Genomic DNA, 15,348 nt, shown 5'->3' with positions numbered 1-15,348 from the left:
GGTGGACGGTGTACCGGTGGTCGCCGTCCCCGGCGGGCAGCCGTCCGGTGGCGGCGAGCCAGAGCCCGAGCGCCATCGCCACCGGCGCGCACGCCGGATCGTCGGGGATGCCGAAGCCGGGGGCGAAGAGCCGCGCCCTGACGGTCTTGCCGTCCGGGGCGCAGGCGAGCAGACAGAGCGCCTTCAGGCCGTCTGCCGCCATCCGGTCGGGGTCGGGGCGGGCCCGGGAGAGGGCGGAGTCCCGGACCGGGAGCAGGGCGAAGGGGGCGCCGAATCCGGTCGCCAGCGGGGGATCGGCGGTGGTGTCGGCGCCGGTGAGACCGGCGGCGGCGAGCAGGGGAGCCGGGTCGATTCCGGTGGCGGGCAGCGGGCCCGCGCCGATGAGCGCGGCCCCGGCCGCCGTGGCGTCGAGCCTCTGGCGGCCCGGGCCGCAGCCCTGGACCACCCGCCCGGCGGGCAGGTGTCCGAGCCGGACCAGGGTGGCCGCGGTGCCGACGGCGCTGTGGCTGCCGAACGGTGTCTCGCCGGAGGGCTGGAACACCCGGACCCGGTAGTCCTCGTCCGGTTTCGCGGCGGGCAGGACGAAGACGGTCTCGGTGGTGCCCAGTTCGGCGGCGAGCGTCGCCATCGCCGCCGTGCCGAGCCCCGCGGCGTCCGGCAGGACGGCCAGGGCGCCGCCCGCGTACGGCCGGTCGGTGAACATATGGACGATCTCGTACGGGATCACCCGCGGCCCCCGGGTCGCAGGACGGCCGCGGAGATCTCGTCGAGCACCTCCGGCCGCCCCTGATAGGGGAAGCCGGTCCTGGGCCAGTGGCTGACGACGTCGGTGAAGCCGAGCCCGCCGAACCGTCCGCAGGCGTCGGCGTAGGACTCCGCCGACGCGATGACCCCCTCGATCATCGCGCCGGTGACGACCATCCGGCGCAGCGACGCCGGGTCCCGTCCGACGGCGGTACAGGCCGCGTCGACCGCCGCCGACTGCTCCGCGAGGCCCGGCAGGGCCCGCTCGTAGGGGAGGGGTTCGCCCCAGCCGGGACGGCCCGCCGTGATCCAGATGTCGGCGTACCGGGCCGCCAGCCGGATCCCCCGGGGCCCGGTGGCGGCGACGGCGAGCGGGATCCGGGGCCGCTGGAGACAGCCGGGCCGCATGGCGACGTCACGACAGCGGAAGTGGCGGCCGTCGTAGCTGGTCGCGGGCTTGGTCAGCAGCTGGTCGGTGAGTTCGACGAACTCGGCGAACCGGTCGGCGCGTTCGGCGGGTGTCGGCGGGTCCCCGCCCAGCACCTCGTCGTCGAAGCCGCCCGCGCCCGCGCCCACTCCGCAGATCAGCCGGCCCCCCGCGATGTCGTCCAAGGTCATCATCTCCTTGGCGAACGGCACGGGATGGCGGTACGCGGGGCTGGCGACCAGGGTGCCCACGGTGATCCGGTCGGTCGCGGCGGCGGCGGCCGTCAGGGTGGGGACGACGGAGAACCAGGGGTCGTCCCGCAGCCACCGCCACATCAGATGGTCGTACGTCCAGACGTGGTCGAAGCCGAGTTCCTCGGCGCGGACCCATCGGTGGCGGGCGGTCTCCCAGCGCTGGTCGGGGAGGATCACGACGCCGTGGCGCAGGGCGTTCACCGGGCCGCCGGGGTGCCGGACCCGGCGTCGGCGTCGGCGTCGGCGGGCCGTCCGGCGGCCAGGGCAGCCGTCCGGACCAGGGCCGGGATCAGATCCTTCTCGCACTCCGTCACCGCGGGGTCGCGCAGTTCGTCGGGGACCGGATCGAGGGGTTCCCCGACATCGGGGTAGAGGCCGTTGGTGTTGAGGTCGACGGCGACGGCCTTCTGCCGGCGCAGCAGTTGGGCGGTCACCTCCTCCGGGCCCACCGGCGCGCGGAGGGTGAGGAAGTAGCAGTCGAAGACGGCGCCCCAGGTGCGGTGCGAGGCGATGTTGCCCTCCAGGACGGCGGCCTGCAACAGGGACCGGCCCTGGTCGACGAGTTTGGAGGCCACCCCCAGATGGATCTGGTTGGTCAGGGTGACCTCGCGCAGCAGGCCGGCGGCCCGGTGCGGGACGACGGGCGGCGGTTTACGGCCCCGGAAGAGGCTGCGGACGGCCGGATAGTCCGGTGCCCAGGTGCCGCTGAACTTGTCGTGCTGGCGGTACATGCTGGGACGGATCGTCCGCTGGTAGATCTCCCGGGTGCTGGATCCCGTGTACAGGAGCATGCCGCAGTACGCCCGGACGTACTCGGTCAGCCGGACGGCCGCGGCGTCCTGGTCCCCGGTGCCGTCGTTGACCTCGGCCAGGGCGTCGGCGATCAGCCGCCAGATGACGAACGAGACATGGTGCCCGACGATCCACCGGAACCAGAACAGCCGCTCCAGCGAGTCGGCGTCCACCGGAGTGGTCGTCCCGAATCCTTCGCGGGCCTCCGCCAGAAAGCGGGTGACGGCGTCGTCGGCGGCCGCCGAGAGCGTTCCGGGCGCCTGGGTGACGGCCTCCGGCGGATGGGGCAGGGTCAGGGGCTCCATGGAGTAGGGGTAGTCGCCGAAGTCCCAGCCGGGGCGCCGGGAGAAGCCCAGGGCGGCCTCGGGCCGCCATGCCGATGTCGTTCTCACGCCGGTCCCTCCGGAACATGGGTGAACTCGAATTCCAGGCCGTTGACGTCGAGGAAGTAGAAGCTCTCCACCCCGTCGTCGTCGACGACGACCTCGGTGGGCTCCTCGTCGTGGGCGAAGACGAAGCGGCCCGAGTCGCGGACCGCCAGCCAGTGCCGGCGCCGTTCCCGCAGGTCGGCGGAGGACGTCGCCACCAGACAGACGTGCTGGAACTGGGGGCGGTCCGGTGGCAGCCTCCGGCCGTCGCAGTCCGCGTACTCGAAGAGATGGAACCGCATCCCCTCCGCCTCCACCTCGGCCATCACGACGATGCCGGGCAGCCGGCTCCGGGTCAGCGGGGAGAACGCGTCCGTCGACCAGGTGGGGCGGCAGCCGAAGTACTCCTCGTACCAGGCGACGCTGTTGGCGAGATCGGCGGTCTGGACGGCGATGTGGTGCAGTCGGGGTGGCAGGGGCGGTACGGGTGGCAGGGGTGGTACGGGCGGGGTCACGGGGGATTCCCTTTCGGTCGGCGCCGGGCCGGTCAGAGCTGTTCCAGCTCGTAGATCACTTCGCCGACCGCGATGTCGATCGCGTACTTCTTCCGCAGCCGCCAGCCGCCCTCCGCGAAGACGGACTCCCAGTCGTCGGCCCGCGGGATGAACGTGCCCATGAGGTCGTGCGCCACCTCGAACCCCAGGGTGAAGGTGGGCAGGTCGCGGTCGGCCGTCCCCACGGTGCGAGTGGCGTCGCCCAGCAGGAACCGCCGGGTCCCGGGGAAGAGTTCACGCAGTCGCCGCAGCGTCGCCACGCACCGGGGGCGCGGCCAGAAGTCGTGGCCCATCATGAAGCAGGTCAGCAGATCCACCCGGGCGAACTCGGGGCGCGCCGCCATCTCCAGGACGTCCGCCAGGACGAAGGAGACCCGCTCGGCGAACCCGGCCTCGTCCGCGGCGGCCGCGGCGACCTCCAGGGACGGCGCGGCGATGTCGATCCCCACCCCGTGGGCCCGCGGGTGTCGGCGCAGGAGCTGGAGGACGCGCTCACCGCTGCCGCAGCCCAGATCCGCGACGACCCCCGGCTCGAAGTCGAGCCCGTCGATGGCCTCGTCGAACCAGGGGTCGTAGCAGAAGGAGCTGATCTCCCGGCAGGCGACGGCGATCGCGGCGCTGTCCCGCTGGTAGTAGTCGCCCGTGCGGTTGCGCTCGGGAAGCAGCTCGGGCATCCGGCGGAACAGATCGCCGCTGCCCCGGGAGAGCCAGTGGAAGAAGGAACGGGTGCGGTACGTCTCGTCGAAGTTCCCGGCCGGGGTCACCTTGTCGTCGGCGCGTTCGACGATGTCCACAGCGGCCAGGGCGCGAAAGAGCCCCGTCGTCGCGGATAAGTCGAGCCGGCGCTCGGCGGCGAACTCGCCGATGTCGAGCGCGCCCCGCGATTTCAGCTCGTCGAGTGCGCCCAGTTCCCAGGCCGCGCTGATGGCGGAGGCCGCGACGGCCGAATTGAAGATATGTGCCACTGCTCTTTCGGTGTCCTGAAGAGACATGCCCGCTCGCTCCCAGTTGTTCGCTGTCCGGATGGTGCCCTGACGGGCCGGAGGAAACACGGTGCGGAGAACTGCCCGGCCGCCCCGACGGGGAACTCTCGGAAGGCCGGAAGCACAGAAGTTCAGATGCCCCACGAGGGACGACAGGAATTCTCCCCCGGGGCGTTACGGCGGCAAACCGGCGTTCGCCGATCGAACGCCGCGCCCCGCGATGCGGTGGTCATACTCCCTGCCCGCCCCTCTGATGGCTAGTGGCCTGAATCGTGTCGGCGGAGTGCCAGGATGCCCAGCCGACGTGCCCTTGTCGAGAGGGGGAGATGCCGGGTGGGGGCGCCCGGGTGGCGCGATGACCATGGCCAACGGAGGTCTTGCCCTTTGTGGGACATCAGGTGACACTGTGTCCACTTCTCTGCCCGTGACCACCTGAGGAAGACGGCCGCCGTCGTCACCAGAACGGGGAACGCAGTGAATCGCGAAACACCGTATCGGGGTGGGCGCGCACCGGCCCGGGTTCGGTCGTGGTCGCCGCTACGAGCCGACCGCGGCGCCCCCGGGTGTCGGCCGCGCGGCAGGCCCGGGTTTTCCCCGCGGTAGTCCGGACCACCGGCGGATACCCCGTACACCTGTACCCGGCGGGGTGATCCCCCGGCACGCCCCGGGCGTCCCGGGCGGGTTCGTATCCGGAGGCCTTCCCGCCGTTCTTCCGCTGTTCCCCGCCGATTCCGTCGCGCGTCGTCAGTTCTTCCGTGCCGCCGTCACCGATGTCATGGATCCGAAAGAGACGACCTAAGAGGTGTGAGATGCCGGACCGCCGTGCGGAAGGCCTGCCCCTGCTGGCCGGCCAGCAGGGTATGTGGTACGCCCAGAAATTCGATCCGGACAGCTCCATCCTGAACGTCGGGGAATACCTCGACATCACCGCGCCCCTGGACATCGGGGTGTTCCGAGCGGCGCTGCGGCGGCTGACCGACGAGGCCGAGACCCTGCGGCTGGTCCTGCGCGAGGACGACGGGGGACCGGCGCAGTACATCGGCCCGCCCCCCGACGAGCTTCTGGCGGTCGTCGACGTCCTCGGTGAGCCCGATCCGCGCGCGGCGGCCCTGGAGTGGATGCGGGCGGACCTGGCGCGATTAAAGGACCCGCTGACCGGGCCGCTGGTCCGCCAGGCGCTCTTCCCGCTGGGGGAGCGGCGGTTCCTCTTCTACCGGGGCTGCCACCACCTCGTTCTCGACGGCCTCAGCTACGCCGTGCTGGGCGACCGGCTGGCGCGGATCTACACGGCGCTCGCGGCGGGCCGGGCCGTACCGGAGCCCGCCCTCCCCCCGCTGCGCGACCTCTTCGCCCAGGAGGCCGCCTACCGGGATTCCGCCGGGTTCGACGAGGACCGGGCGTACTGGCTCGACGCGCTGGCCGCCCGCCCCGCCCCCCGCAGCCCGGGCGGGCTCAGCCCCCGGGGACCGGCCCGGGAGCGCCGGCGACAGGAGAGGGCCGTCTCCCCGGCGGACGCCGCCCGGCTGCGGGACGCCGCCGCGGCGCTGCGGACCGGTACCGCGCGGTTCGCCGTGGCGGCCACCGCTCTCTACACCGGCCGGGTCACCGGCGAACAGGACGTCGTGGTGGGCTTCGCCGTCCCCGGCCGGGACCTCGACACCGCGGCACCGGGCCGCCCCGGGACCCCCGCGGTCCCCGGCATGATGTCGAACATCGTCCCGATCAGGCTCCCCGTCCGGCCCGGGATGTCGCTGCAAGACCTCGTCGCCGAGGCGTCCCGCCGGATCGGCACCGCCTTCTGGCATCAGCGCTACCGCTCCGAGGACCTCGGCCGCGACCTGGGGACGGTGCCCGGCGACGCCCTGTGGTCGATGTCCGTCAACGTCATCCCGTTCACCCGCCACGGCGCCTTCGGCGAGGGCCACTACACCACGCACAACCTCTCCACAGGACCCTTCCACGACCTCGGCCTCACCCTGTGGGACCACGAGCCCGACGGCGGGATGCGCCTCGTCCTCGACGCCGACCCCCGCCTCTACAGCAGCGCCGAACAGCACGGGCACACCACCCGGCTGACGGAACTCCTGTCCCGGCTGGCCGAACTGCCCCCCGACACCCCCCTCGGCCGGATAGGCCTGCTGACCGGACCCGAGCGGACCCGGGTCCTGGCGGCGGGCCACGGCGAACCGGCCGCCGGCCGTGACCGGACCGTCCTGCCGGCGCTGCTGGCGGAGGGAGCGGCCCGGGACCCCGGGCGCGCGGCCGTCGTCCAGGGCGCGACGACCCTCACGTACGCCGAACTCGACGCCCGCTCCAACCGGCTCGCCCGCCGGCTGATCGCCCGCGGCGCAGGACCCGAACGGTATGTCGCGCTCCTGCTGCCCCGGACACCGGACGCCGTGGTCGCCATGGTGGCCGTCCTCAAGGCGGGCGCGGCCCAGGTCGTCCTCGACCCCGGCCATCCGGCGGAGCGGATCGCCCACGCGCTCGGGGACTGCGCCCCCGCGCTGGTGGTCACCGTCGCCGAACTGGCCGACCGGCTCGCCGGGATACGGCCGGACGGACCCCTGCTGCTCATCGACGACACCGCGGCCGAGGCGGCGGAACCCGTCCCCGACACCCCCGTCACCCGCACCGAGCTCCGGGCCCCGCTGCGCCCGGAGAACCCCGCGTACGCCCTCTACACCTCCGGTTCAACGGGCCGTCCCAAAGCCGTCGTGGTGGCCCACCGGTCCATCGCGCTCTTCGTCCGCGCCACCGCGGCCCACCACGAACTACGGCCCGACGACCGGGTGCTGGCCTGGCACGCCTTCACCTTCGACGCCTCCGTGATCGGCCTGTTCGTCCCGCTCGCCGCGGGTTCGACCGTGGTGCTCGCCGACGAGGAGCAGCGGGTCGACCCGCACGCCCTCCAGGCCCTGCTCGCCGGGGAACGCGTCACCGTCGCCCATGTCACCCCCGGCGTGCTGCCACCGCTGCGGCCCGCCGAACTGCCCGCGCTGCGGCTGATGTCCGCGGGCGGCGAGCGCCTGCCCGCCGAGGAGGTGGACCGCTGGGCCGGACCGGGCCGCGCCCTGTGGAACGCCTACGGGCCCACCGAGAGCACCGTCGACGCCACCCGCCACCCCTGCGCGGCCCCCGCGCGCGGCACGGACCCGCCGATCGGCCGGGCGGTGCCCGGCACCGTGGTCAGGGTCCTCGACGGCGGGCTGGAGCCCGTACCGGACGGGGTGGCGGGCGAGCTGTATCTGTCGGGCGCCGGACTGGCCCGCGGCTACCTCGGCCGGTCCGCGCTCACCGCCGAACGGTTCACGGCCGACCCCTACGGCCCGCCGGGCGGCCGGATGTACCGGACCGGTGACCTGGTCCGCCGGCTCCCCGGCGGGGAGCTGGAGTTCATCGGCCGGGCCGACGGCCAGGTCAAGGTGCGCGGCTTCCGGATCGAACTGGGCGAGGTCGAGTCGGCCCTCGTCCGCTGTACGGGCGTCGGACAGGCCGCCGCCGTCGCCCGGGACGACGGTACGGGCACCCGGCTGACCGGGTTCGTCGTCCCGGCACCCGGACCCGGACCCGGAGCCGGAGCCGGACCCGGGGCCCGGCCCGACCCCGCCGCCGTCCGCGACGAGCTGGCCGCCGTCCTCCCCTCCGCCATGGTCCCCACCCGGATCGTCGTCGTCGCCGAACTCCCCCTCACCTCCAACGGCAAGGTCGACCGGGCCGCCCTCACGGTCCCCGCGGCCGAGCACCCCGACGGCGCGAGCCCGCCCGCCGGACCCGTCGAGGAGGCGCTGTGCGCCGTCTTCGCCGAGGTCCTCGGTGTCGACCCGGCCCGGGTCGGCGGCGACGGCGACTTCTTCGCCCTGGGCGGCCACTCCCTGTCGGCGGGCCGGCTGCTGGGCCGGATCCGCGCCCGGTTCGGCCGCGAGATCGGGATCCGTACCGTGTACGAATCACCCACCGTCGCCGCCCTCGCGGCCCGGCTGGGCCCCGTCCCGCCGACCGGCCCCGGCCACGGCGCCGCGCCCGAGACACCGAGGACACCCCGGCCCGCAGGACCGGTCCGTACCGTACGCCCCGAACGGATCCCCCTCTCGTACGCCCAGTCACGGCTGTGGTTCCTGCACCAGCTCCGGGGCGACGAGGCCACCTACCACCAGCCGATGGCGCTCCGGCTCACCGGAACGCTGGACGTCCCCGCCCTGAGGGCGGCGCTCGGCGATCTGACGGCCCGGCACGAGTCGCTGCGCACCGTCTTCCCGGCCACCGACGGCGAACCCCGGCAGCGGGTCCTCGACCCCGCCGCCGCCGAACTCGCCCTGCCGGTGGTCCCCGTACCACCGGAAGGGCTCGCGGCCGAGCTGACCCGGCTCACCCGGCTTCCGTTCGCCCTCGACCGCGAACCGCCGCTGCGGGCGACCCTGCTGGCCACCGGCCCCGACGAGCACGTCCTGCTGCTGGTGATCCACCACATCGCCGGGGACGGCTCGTCGCACCGGCCGATGCTGCGCGATCTGTCGGAGGCGTACACGGCCCGCCGCGACGGCCGCGCCCCGGCGCTGCCGCCGCTGCCCGTCCAGTACCCGGACTACGCGCTCTGGCAGCGGGACCTCCTGGGCACCGCCGCCGACCCCGGCAGCGTCGTGGCCCGCCAACTGGCCTACTGGCGGACGGCGCTCGCCGAACTGCCGGAGGAGATCGACCTGCCGTTCGACCGGCTCCGTCCGGCGACCGCCACCTCCCGGGGCGCGTCGATCCCCCTCACGGTCCCCGCCGACCTCCACCGCGCCCTGGAGGACCTGGCCCGATCCCGGGGCGCCGGCCTCTTCATGGTGGTGCAGGCCGTCCTCGCCGCCCTCCTCGGCAAACTCGGCGCGGGCGACGACATCCCGATCGGCTTCCCGACCGCCGGCCGCGACGACGCCGCGCTGGAGGACCTCGTCGGCTTCTTCAGCAACACCCTCGTCCTGCGGACCGACCTCGCCGGCAACCCCTCCTTCGCCGAACTGCTCGACCGGGTACGGGAGTCCGCCCTCGACGCCCTCTCCCACCAGGACATCCCCTTCGAAATGCTCGTCGAGGACCTGGTACGGGAACGGTCGCCGGCCCGGCATCCGCTGTTCCAGGTCATGCTGGTCCTCCAGAACACCCGCGCGGGACGGCTCGACCTCCCGGGCGTCACCGCCCGCCGCGCGACCGTGGAGAAGGGCACGACCCCCTTCGACCTGGTGATCGAACTGGACGACACCTCGCCCGCCGCCGACGGGCCCGCCGGGCTCGGCGGCGCGGTCCACTTCAGTACCGAACTCTTCGACGAGACCACGGTCCGGACGATCGCCGAACGGCTGCTGCTGCTCATCCGCGCGGTCACGGACCGGCCGGAGCTGCGGCTGAGCGCCCTGGAACTCTTCCGGCCGGGCGAGCGGGAGCGGGTCCTGACCCGCTGGAACGCGACCGGCCACCCCGTCGCCGATGCCACCCTGCCCGAGCTGCTGGAGGCCTGGGCGGACCGGGACCCCGGGCGCCCCGCCGTCACCGCCGCCGGCGAGCTGCTCTCGTACGCCGCGCTCAACGCCCGCGCGAACCGGCTGGCACGCGAGCTGATCGCCCACGGCGCGGGCCCCGAACGGGTCGTCGCCATCGCCCTGCCCCGCTCCACCGACCTGATCGCCGCGGTCTGGGCGGTCCTCAAGGCCGGGGCGGCGTATCTGCCGCTCGACCCCGGCTATCCGGCCGAGCGCATCGCCTTCCTCCTGGACGACGTCCGCCCGGCGGCCCTGCTGACCACCGGGGCGACCGCCGCCGCACTGCCCGGGGGCGTGCCCCGGATCGTGCTGGACGACACGGGCGTACGGGACCGGATCGCCGCCCGCCCCGGGCACGACGTCCGGGACGCCGAACGCACCTCCCCCCTCGTGCCCGACACCCCCGTCTACGTCATCCACACCTCCGGCTCCACCGGCACCCCCAAGGGGGTCACCATGGTCTCCGGCGCCATGGTCAACCTGGTGCAGTACCACACCGACTGGATCGCCCGGGGCCGGGCCGGCGCCCCCGCGGGCCCGGTGGCGCAGTTCTCCGCCTTCAGCTTCGACGTCTCCGCCTGGGAGATCATCGAACCGCTCACCGCGGGCAAACAGGTCGCCGTGCCCGACGCCGACGTACGCCGCGACGCGGCGGCCCTGGTCCGCTGGCTGGACGAACACGGCGTCCACGAGATCTGCACCCCGCAGGTGATGGTGGAGGCCATCGCCGAAGCCGCGCTGGAACAGGGCCTCGCCCTGCCCGCGCTGCGCGACATCAGCCAGGGCGGCGAGGCCCTGCGGCTCACCCCGCGGCTGCGCGAGTTCCTCGCCCTGCGGCCCGGACGCCGGCTGCACAACCTGTACGGCCCCACCGAGACCCATTTGGTGACCGCCTTCGCGCTCACGGCCGAGGAACTGCCCGGCTGGGAATCGACCACGGCACCCATCGGCGGCCCGATCTGGAACACCCGGCTCCATGTGCTCGACCGATGGCTGCGGCCGGTACCGCCGGGCGTGAAGGGGGAGCTGTACATCGCCGGAGCCGCCCTCGCCCGCGGCTACTGGGCCCGCCGGGGACTCACCGCCCGCCGGTTCGTCGCCGACCCCTTCGGGCCGCCCGGATCCCGGATGTACCGCACCGGAGACGTGGTGCGGTGGACCGACGACGGACACCTCGCCTTCGCCGGACGCGTCGACGACCAGGTCAAGGTCCGCGGCTTCCGGGTCGAACCCGGCGAGGTGGAATCCGTACTCGCCCGCCACGAACGGGTCGCCCAGGTCGCCGTCGTCGTCCGGGACGACGGCACACCCGGGGCGGGCAAACGCCTGGTGGCGTATGTCGTGCCACGCCCCGGCACCGAGGTCGACGAGGGGGAGTTGCGCGCCTTCGCCGCCACGTCACTGCCCGACTTCATGCTGCCCTCCGCGACCGTCTTCCTGGAGCGGATGCCGCTGACCCTCAGCGGCAAGGTCCACCGCAGGGAACTGCCCGTACCCGACTTCTCGCGCCGGGCCGACCTCCGCGAACCCCGCACCCCCCGCGAGAAGTCCCTCTGCGAGCTCTTCGCCGAACTCCTCGGCCTCGACCGGGTCGGCGCCGACGAGTCCTTCTTCGACCTGGGCGGCCATTCCCTGCTGGCGACCCGCCTCACCAGCCGGATCCGTACCGTCCTCGACGTGGACGTCGCGGTACGCGCCGTCTTCGAGGCCCCGACCCCGGCCGCGCTCGCCGCCGCCCTGCCCGACCCCGGCCCCACCGAGGGCGTACGGCGGCGGCCCGTGCTGCGCCGCAGGCCCCGGGGGGAGGACGGACGATGATCCCGCTGTCACAGGCCCAGGCCCGGATCCTCTTCCTCGACCGGCTGGACGGCGGTACGGGCTACCGCATCGCCCTCGGCTACCGGCTCCGCGGACACCTGGACCGGGCCGCCCTCGAAGCCGCCTTCGCGGACGTCGTCGCCCGCCACGAGAGCCTGCGGACCGTCTTCCCCGACCCGGAAGGGGAGCCGTACCAGCGGATCCTCGAACCCGACGAGGCACGCCCCCCGCTGCGGACCACGACCGTCGACGCCACCGGACTCCGCCCGGCCCTGGACGCCGCGCTCCACCGGCCCTTCGACCTCACCCGGCGGCCACCGCTCCACACCGACCTCTTCGCCGTCGGCGAGCGGGAACACGTCCTGCTGATCGTGCTGCACCACATCGCCGCCGACGGCTGGTCCCTCGCCCCGCTGCTGCGCGATCTCGCCGCCGCCTACACGGCCCGCGCCGACGGCAGGGCCCCCGACCAGGAACCCCTGCCGGTGCAGTACGCCGACTACACACTCTGGCAGCGGGACCTCCTCGGCGACGAGAACGACCCCGGCAGCCTCGCCACCGAGCAACTCGCCTACTGGCGGCGGACCCTCGACGGGATCCCCGACTGCCTGGAACTCCCCGTCGACCGGCCCCGCCCCGCCGTCGCGAGCTACCGCGGCGGCTCCGTCCCCCTGACCATCGGCCGCGACACCCACCGGGCGGCGCTGGAACTGGCCCGCCGCGAAGGGGCGAGCCTCTACATGGTGCTCCAGACGGCGCTGGCCGCACTGCTCACCCGGCTCGGCGCCGGAACCGACATCCCGATCGGCTCCGCCGTCGCCGGACGCACCGACGAGGGACTCGACGATCTGATCGGCATGTTCGTCAACACCCTCGTCCTGCGGACCGACACCGGCGGCGACCCCACCTTCCGGGAACTCCTGCGCCGGGTACGGGAGACCGACCTCGCCGCCTACGCCCACCAGGACCTGCCCTTCGCCCGGCTCGTCGAAGTGGTGCGCCCGGTCCGCTCCGCCGCCTGGAACCCCCTCTTCCAAGTCGGCCTCAGCCTGGTCGAGGACACCGACGCCGTACCACGGCTGCCCGGCGTCGAGGCCACCCTGGAACCCGTGGTCGAAGCGGACGCCAAGGTGGACCTCACCGTCCACCTCCGGGAACGCCGCGCGGGACAGCGCGAACGCGTCGCCGGAATGGAGGGGGCCGTGGAGTTCTCCCGCGACCTCTTCGACCCCCCGACCGTGGAGCGCCTCGCCGACCGGCTCGTCCGGCTGCTGGCGGTGTGCGCGGCCGAACCTGACACCAGGATCGGCGACGCGGAGCTGCTCACCCCCGGGGAGCGGGCCGAACTCCTCACCGGCGGACCGCCCGCCGCGCCCGCCGGACCCCTGCTCCCCGAGCTGATCGCGGACCAGGCGGCCCGTACCCCCGCCGCCGTCGCGGTCGAACACGGCGACGACCGGCTCACCTACGGCGAACTGGACGCCCGCGCCGCCCGGCTGGCCCGGGAGCTGATCCGCCGCGGCATCGGGCCCGAGGACCGTGTCGTGGTCCTGCTGCCACCCGGCACCGACCTGGTCACGGCGCTGCTCGCGGTCCTGAAGTCGGGAGCCGCCTATGTGCCGCTCGACCCGGGGAACCCCGAACGGCGCCTCGCCTTCCTGATTGGTGACGCCGCGCCCCGGCTGCTGCTGACCCGGCCCGGCACCCCCGCCGGCCTCCGCGCCGGCCTGCCCGTGATCGAGCTGGACGGAGACGTACCGGCGGATCCCCCCGGCGCCCCGCCCGGCCCGGCGAAGCCGCTCGGGCCGGCCCACCCCGCGCACCCCGCGTACGTGATCTACACCTCCGGCTCCACCGGACGCCCCAAAGGCGTGGTCGTCGAGCACGGCGCCCTCGCCGCGTACCTCCGCAACTGCCGCGACCGCTACCCCGCCGCTGCCGGGGTGAGTCTGATCGGCCTCTCCGTCGCCTTCGACGGGGCGGTACCCGGCCTCTACACCCCGCTGATCAGCGGCGGACGCGTACGGTTCGAGGCCGCGCCCGGCGCCGGGCCCCTCGCGCCGCCGACGCTGATGGGCGCCACCCCCGGCCATCTGGAGCTGCTCACCCAGCTTCCGGACTCCGTCGCCCCCGAACACTCCCTGCTCATCGGCGGCGAGGCGCTGCACGGCCCGCTGCTCGACCGCTGGCGCGCCCGCAACCCGGACGTACGCGTCCACAATCTCTACGGTCCCACCGAGACCACGGTCGCCTGCGCCGAGTACCGGCTGGAACCCGGGGAGCCGACCCCGCCGGGACCCGTGCCCATCGGGCGCCCGATCGAAGGCGTCCGCCTCCTCGTCCTCGACGCCCGGCTGAGGCTGCTCCCGGCCGGGGTGGTGGGGGAGCTGTACGTCGCAGGGCAGGGCCTGGCCCGCGGCTACCGGGGCCGTCCGGCCCCGACCGCCGAACGGTTCACCGCCGACCCGTACGGCCCGCCGGGCGGCCGGATGTACCGCACCGGGGACCTCGTCCGCCGACTGCCCGGCGGCGACCTGGAGTTCGTGGGACGGGCCGACGGCCAGGTCAAGATCCGCGGCCATCGCATCGAACTCGGCGAGATCGAGGCCGCGCTCGGCGCGCTGCCGGGCGTCGCCCGGGGCGCCGTGACCGTCGTCGAACGCTCCGCCGACGACCGCCGGCTGGTGGCCTACGCCGTCCCGTCCGGCGACCCCGCCGCGCTCGACCCGGCCCGGATCCGCCGGGCGCTCGGGGAGACCCTGCCCGCGCCCATGGTCCCCTCGGCGGTCGTCGTCATCCCCGAACTGCCGCTGACCCCCAACGGGAAGACCGACCGGGCCGCCCTGCCGGCGCCGCCGACGACCGCCGGTCCTGAACCGGGCGGCGGCGCGTCCGGGCGGGCCCCCGCCACCCCGGAACAGAAGGCGCTGCTCGCCGTCTTCGCCGAGATCCTGGACGTTCCCGAGGACCGGATCGGCGCGGACGACAACTTCTTCGAGCTGGGCGGGCACTCCCTCCTCGTACCGCGGCTGATACGGCGCGCCCGCGAGGCCGCCGGAGTCCACATCACCGTCCAGCGGCTCTTCCTCCGGCCGACGGTCGCGGGCCTGCTGCGCGACCCGGTCGCGGGCCCCACGGCCCTCGGCCCGCTGCTCCGGTTGCGCGAGGGCGCGGGACCGCCGCTGTGGTGCGTCCACCCGGGCAGCGGACTGGGCTGGAGCTATACGGGCCTGCTGCCGTACGTCCCCCGGGAGCATCCGGTGTTCGCCCTCCAGGCGCGCGGTCTCGACGGCACCGGCGGCCTCGCGGAGAGCTACGACGCGCTCGTCGCCGACTATCTGCGGCAGATCACCGGCGCACAGCCCGAAGGCCCCTATCTGCTGACCGGCTGGTCCTTCGGCGGAACGGTGGCCCACTCCCTGGCGGTACGGCTCCGCGGACTCGGCCACCGGGTGGGGCTGCTCGCGGCGATCGACTCCTGGCCCGTCGGCGCCGTTCGCGGCGAACCGGCGGCCGGCGGAGCGCCGGACGTCCACGCGATCGCCCGGGACGGCGGCCCGGTGGACCGCGCGGAGGCGGTGGGCGCGGGGGAACGGGTCCTGCACGTGACCCGGAACCTCATACGCCTGATGGACGAGACGACGGCGCCCGCCGGGGTCTTCGACGGCCCGCTGCTGGTGTTCGGCTCGCCCGAGGGCAACGCAGCCCCCGGCCTGGCCCACCGGTGGCGCCCCCATATCGGCGGCGACATCACGGTGGTCCCGGTGCCCTTCGCCCATCTGCGCCTGATGGACCCCACCGCCCTCACGGTAATCGGCCCGACCCTCGCAACCGCCCTGCGCCCCCCGGGTGTCGTCCCACCCGCCTGAGCCACCCGGTGGCCCCG

The 15,348-nt window shown here is 74.4% G+C and carries 7 protein-coding genes; 2 read left to right on the top strand and 5 right to left on the bottom strand.

Annotated features, from left to right (window positions below; translation table 11 throughout):
- The 5 genes from ACFXG1_RS20655 to ACFXG1_RS20635 all read right to left on the bottom strand — a co-directional run.
- Positions 1-727: PhzF family phenazine biosynthesis protein (locus tag ACFXG1_RS20655; protein ID WP_384743990.1), on the bottom strand; the 727-nt coding region annotated here is incomplete at its 3' end.
- Positions 724-1,626, bottom strand: coding sequence for an LLM class flavin-dependent oxidoreductase (locus tag ACFXG1_RS20650; RefSeq protein ID WP_384721988.1), 903 nt, complete (start codon positions 1,624-1,626; stop codon positions 724-726). The genes ACFXG1_RS20655 and ACFXG1_RS20650, both read right to left, overlap by 4 nt.
- Positions 1,623-2,609 (bottom strand): hypothetical protein, encoded by a 987-nt coding sequence (locus tag ACFXG1_RS20645; RefSeq protein WP_384721985.1) that lies wholly within the window; start codon positions 2,607-2,609, stop codon positions 1,623-1,625. Before ACFXG1_RS20645 ends, ACFXG1_RS20650 begins: the two co-directional genes overlap by 4 nt.
- Entirely contained in the window at positions 2,606-3,100 is a 495-nt protein-coding gene (locus tag ACFXG1_RS20640) for a VOC family protein (RefSeq protein WP_384743988.1), read from the bottom strand. The genes ACFXG1_RS20645 and ACFXG1_RS20640 overlap by 4 nt, the downstream gene beginning before the upstream one ends.
- A gap of 32 nt (positions 3,101-3,132) precedes the next feature.
- On the bottom strand, positions 3,133-4,131 hold the full coding sequence (locus ACFXG1_RS20635; protein ID WP_384743986.1) for a class I SAM-dependent methyltransferase: 999 nt from the start codon (positions 4,129-4,131) through the stop codon (positions 3,133-3,135).
- A gap of 800 nt (positions 4,132-4,931) precedes the next feature.
- Between ACFXG1_RS20635 and ACFXG1_RS20630 the strand changes: the two genes are divergently transcribed.
- Positions 4,932-11,462 carry an amino acid adenylation domain-containing protein gene (locus tag ACFXG1_RS20630; protein WP_384743984.1) on the top strand — a complete coding sequence of 2,177 codons (6,531 nt, stop codon included), beginning with the start codon at positions 4,932-4,934 and terminating at the stop codon, positions 11,460-11,462.
- The gene (locus ACFXG1_RS20625; RefSeq protein ID WP_384743982.1) at positions 11,459-15,331 is read left to right on the top strand and encodes an amino acid adenylation domain-containing protein; all 3,873 of its coding nucleotides are present in this window, start codon (positions 11,459-11,461) and stop codon (positions 15,329-15,331) included. Before ACFXG1_RS20630 ends, ACFXG1_RS20625 begins: the two co-directional genes overlap by 4 nt.
- Positions 15,332-15,348: the final 17 nt, after the last annotated feature.

The organism is Streptomyces sp. NPDC059248 (assembly GCF_042753905.1).
Lineage (GTDB): Bacteria > Actinomycetota > Actinomycetes > Streptomycetales > Streptomycetaceae > Streptomyces.
Note: the sequence above shows the minus strand (reverse complement) of the source record. Positions and strands in the feature narration are given on the sequence as shown.

Coding starts and splice junctions, on each gene's coding strand:
- ACFXG1_RS20635 (WP_384743986.1), bottom strand. CDS start 4,131: ATGTCTCTTCAGGACACCGAAAGAGCAGTGGCACATATCTTCAATTCG.
- ACFXG1_RS20625 (WP_384743982.1), top strand. CDS start 11,459: ATGATCCCGCTGTCACAGGCCCAGGCCCGGATCCTCTTCCTCGACCGG.
- ACFXG1_RS20630 (WP_384743984.1), top strand. CDS start 4,932: ATGCCGGACCGCCGTGCGGAAGGCCTGCCCCTGCTGGCCGGCCAGCAG.